4 protein-coding genes are annotated in these 3,816 nt (G+C 66.9%); 1 reads left to right on the plus strand and 3 read right to left on the minus strand.

The features are described 5' to 3' along the window. Positions 1-141: 141 nt before the first annotated feature. The 3 genes from QZ332_RS13320 to QZ332_RS13330 all read right to left on the minus strand — a co-directional run bounded on the left by QZ332_RS13320 (position 142) and on the right by QZ332_RS13330 (position 2,833). The gene (locus tag QZ332_RS13320; RefSeq protein ID WP_295766321.1) at positions 142-1,473 is read right to left on the minus strand and encodes a sodium-dependent transporter; all 1,332 of its coding nucleotides are present in this window, start codon (positions 1,471-1,473) and stop codon (positions 142-144) included. Positions 1,474-1,664: 191 nt separating this feature from the next. Then, positions 1,665-2,105: a C-GCAxxG-C-C family protein gene (locus QZ332_RS13325; protein ID WP_295766323.1), complete on the minus strand. Its 441-nt coding sequence runs from the start codon at positions 2,103-2,105 to the stop codon at positions 1,665-1,667. 140 nt (positions 2,106-2,245) lie between these two features. After that, positions 2,246-2,833, minus strand: coding sequence for a DUF4352 domain-containing protein (locus QZ332_RS13330; protein ID WP_295766325.1), 588 nt, complete (start codon positions 2,831-2,833; stop codon positions 2,246-2,248). A 203-nt stretch (positions 2,834-3,036) separates the two neighbouring features. On the opposite strand from QZ332_RS13330, the gene QZ332_RS13335 reads away from it, so the two are divergent. After that, positions 3,037-3,660 carry a gamma-glutamyl-gamma-aminobutyrate hydrolase family protein gene (locus QZ332_RS13335; RefSeq protein ID WP_295766327.1) on the plus strand — a complete coding sequence of 208 codons (624 nt, stop codon included), beginning with the start codon at positions 3,037-3,039 and terminating at the stop codon, positions 3,658-3,660. Positions 3,661-3,816: the final 156 nt, after the last annotated feature.

The following is a 3,816-nucleotide window of genomic DNA, read 5'->3' on the forward strand; positions in this document are numbered from 1 at the left end:
ATCAAAAACGAAAGGGACCCTTCCTGGGTCCCTCTCGTAACGCTCTTCCTTCCCGCCGATGTCGTCCCCTCTCCTTTTTCGACAGGCTGGAACGGCGGCGGGATCCCCCGCCGCCGCTTTCCATGTTCGATCAAAGTTCGATCAAAACGCCACTTTCTTCACCAGCGCGACCAGGCACAGGATGATGGCGCAGGGGACATACACATACCGCCCCACGTTGTACCAGACGGCTCCCGGGGCCTTCCCCGCGCCCCGGCCCACCTCGTCCATCAGGTCCTCCCGGCGCATGATCCAGAACCAGCTCACCGCGCCCAGGGTCGCTCCGATGGGGATGATGTAGATGGACACGATGTCCATCCAGGGCCCCCACTGGAAGATCGGCTCCATGTTCACCCCGATGCCCAGGCACACCACGCACAGCAGCACCAGCATCGCCTTCCGGCTCAGCCCGGAGAAGCGGTGCAGCAGGGACTCCCCCACCGCCTCGAACATGTTCTGGAGGGAGCTGACCCCGGCGAAGATCATCGCCACATACAGGATGACGGCGAACAGCCGCCCCAGGGGGATATCCTGCAGGATGCGGGGCAGGGTGACGAACAGCAGCGAGGGCCCCGCCCCGATGTCCAGCCCGTAAGCGAAGCAGGCCGGGATCATCACCAGGGCGGCCACCAGCGCGGCGACGGTGTCGAAAAAAGCCGTCCGCTTCGCCAGGGCCGCCACGTCCTCCGCCGAGTCCAGATAGGCCCCGTAGACGATCATGCCGCTGCCGGTGATGGACAGGGAGAAGAACGCCTGCCCCATGGCCCAGATCCAGACCATGGGATCGAGCAGCTCCTCCCACCGGGGGGAGAACATATAGCGGTAGCCCTCCGCCGCGCCGGGGAGGAAGGCCACCCGCACCGCCAGCACCAGGAAGATCAGGAAGAACAGGGGCATCATGATCTTGTTGCTCTTCTCGATGCTCCTGGCCCCCAGCAGGAGGGTCAGCAGGGTCCCCACCACCACCACGGCGTGGAAGGGGACGACGGAATACCCCGCCAGGGAGAAGCTGTCGAACCAGGCGGCGGGCTCCGCCGTCATCAGCGTGCCGGTGAGGGAGTCCGTCAGGGCCTTGAGCACGTAAGCGATGATGACGGCATAGCCCAGGGCGATGCACATGGACCCCGCCAGGGGGAGCCAGCCCAGGATGCCCCCGGGCTTCCCCAGCGCCTCCTTCCGCGTGGCCCAGGCCATCTCATAGGAGCCCAGGGTCCCCGTCCTGGCCCGGCGGCCCACGGCGTATTCGGCGGTGAGCCCCACCGTGCCGAAGAGGATGATGAAGACCAGATAGGCGATCAGGAAGGCCCCTCCGCCGTTGCTGCCCATCTTGGCGGGGAAGCCCCACACGTTGGCCATGCCCACCGCCGAGCCCACCGCCGAGAGGACGAACCCCCACCGGTTGCTGAACTGCCGCTTCTTTCCTCCTCCATCCATCGGACCGTTCCTCCTCATACGTTCTTCTTTGCTGAAAAAATGGCGGGTCTCCCGAAAGGCCCGTCGCTTTTGGTATTTGCAGCTTTAAAGCATCATAGCACAGATCCCGGGAAAAGGGAAGCCCCGATCTTCCGGGGATACACATTTTTACGAAAAGCGCCCGCCCGGCCCGGACGGGCGCTCACGCTCCCTCAGCTCCTGGCCCGCTCCTCTTCCACCAGCGCCTCCAGGAGCTCCACCGCCGTGACGATCATGTTGTCGCAATGGGCGGTGACGCCCAGCCGCCGGGCGGCGGGGTTCTTCTCCGTCACGCCGGGCCGGGCCCTGAGCAGGTCGCCGCAGCGGGTGTAGCCGAAGACCTCGAAGAAGCGTCTGCGGAACTCCTTCGTGATGCGGTAGAGCTCCCGTTTGGCGGCCTGGTCCGTCCCGTCGGCGTGGGGGAAGCACAGTCCCAGGACCAGCACCCCGCCGCTGACGGCGCCGCAGGCCTCCTCGTGGCTCCCGCCGTAGCCGCCGCCGAAGCCGCCCAGCAGGGGCAGCACCTCCTCCGGCGTCCGCCCGGCCAGATCGGCGCAGGCCCCCGCCACGGACTGGGCGCAGTTCCAGCCCTCCTTGTGATACTGATATGCCAAAGCACAGCGATCCATATGACGATCTCCTTTCCTGGGCCCCGGGGCCGGGGCCTGTTCCCATGGGGTATAGTATACCAGGCCGGGCCGGGGATGGCAACCAGGAAAAACGGCGCCTCCCCGTTTGGGGAGGCGCGCCGCGTTCATCTCTCTTCCGCGGTGAAGTACACGAAGAAGGTGTCGCCCTCGCTGCCGTCGTCGAACAGCTCCATATGGGAGACGGAGAAATCCTTCTCATCGGCGGGCACGTCGAAGACCAGGGTCCCGGTCCGGGACTCGCCCACCGCCAGCTCGTACTCGGCGGGGAGCTGCTCGTCGGCCACGGTGTCCAGATCGGTGCCGTCCTCCCCCTCGGTGATGGGCCAGGCGTATTCGTCGCTGTCCGCGCTGGCGGTCCACTGGCCCTGGAAGTCGTCGTCCCACATGGGGAGGGACTCCTTGAAGGTGTTCTTGATGGTCAGCTCCACCACCAGGACCTTCTTGCCCTCCGGGGCGGTGTGGCCGTGATACTCGGAGGTGGTGTAGGCGCTGTTGACGGTGAAGTCCATGAAGGTGGAGTGGATCGTATCGCCCAAGCGGCCCTCGCCGTAGCCGTCCTCCGCGTACACGTCGCCGGTGCCGGTGCCGGAACCGCCGGAAGGAGCGGCGCTGCCGCCGCCGGATCCCCCGCCGCAGGCGGTCAGGGCCAGGAGCATCAGGAGCGCCAGGGTCAAAGAGAGCAGTTTTTTCATATCAGGACATCCCCCATTCTGTGTTCTCGTCTTTCTCTGCCGTGGAGGCGCGGGGCTGTTGGAACGCAGGATCCGCAGGGACAGGCCGGACGTCTCGCACGCATAAGGAATCATACTACGAACTCCATTTCAAGTCAATATCGGTGGCGCGAAAATGTCCCCGGGCATAGGCTGGGGAAAGCGGATCCGGGGAGGGCGGCAGTATGGGGAAGACGGTGTACATCTGGGGCGAGCCGGGGCGGTTCGCCAACTACCGGCGCTGGGTGGAGTCCGCCGGAGGCCGGGCGGTCTTCGGCGCGGAGAGCGGGGGCCGGGCGGCGGCGTGGGACGCGCTGCTGCTCCCCGGCGGCGGGGACCTGGAGCCCTGGCGCTATGGGCAGGAGGGCCTCGCCTGCCGGGGGCTGGAGCCGGAGCGGGACGAGGCGGAGCTGCGCCTGCTGGCGGAGTTCACCGCGGCGGGGAAGCCGGTGCTGGGGGTCTGCCGGGGGCTCCAGACGGTCAACGTCTTCTTCGGCGGGACCCTGGTCCAGGACGTCCCCGGCCACGGCGTCCTGGAGGACGGGACGGACCGGATCCACCGCGTGAGGACCGCCCGTTCGCCGCTGCTGCCCCTCTGCGGGGAGCGGGCGCCGGTCAACAGCGCCCACCACCAGGCGGCGGACCGGCTGGGCAGCGGCCTCCGGGCGGCGCAGTGGTCCGGGGACGGCGTGGTGGAAGCCCTGTACCACGAGCGTCTGCCGGTGTGGGCGGTGCAGTGGCATCCGGAGCGGCTGGCGGACCGGCGGCCGGGGAGGCGGCTGATGGAGGCGTTCCTGGGGCTGGGCTGAGAAAAATTCCGAAAGATCGCCGAAAAACCTTCTCAGACCGCTTGACAGCGGATGGGTTCCATGGTATGATATCGAAGCTGACGATTTCCAGGGAGGGCTATGCAGGTGTAGCACAATGGTCAGGGCACCAGCCTTCCAAGCTGGGGATGCGAGTTC

This window comes from uncultured Oscillibacter sp. (assembly GCF_910584465.1).
Lineage (GTDB): Bacteria > Bacillota > Clostridia > Oscillospirales > Oscillospiraceae > Oscillibacter.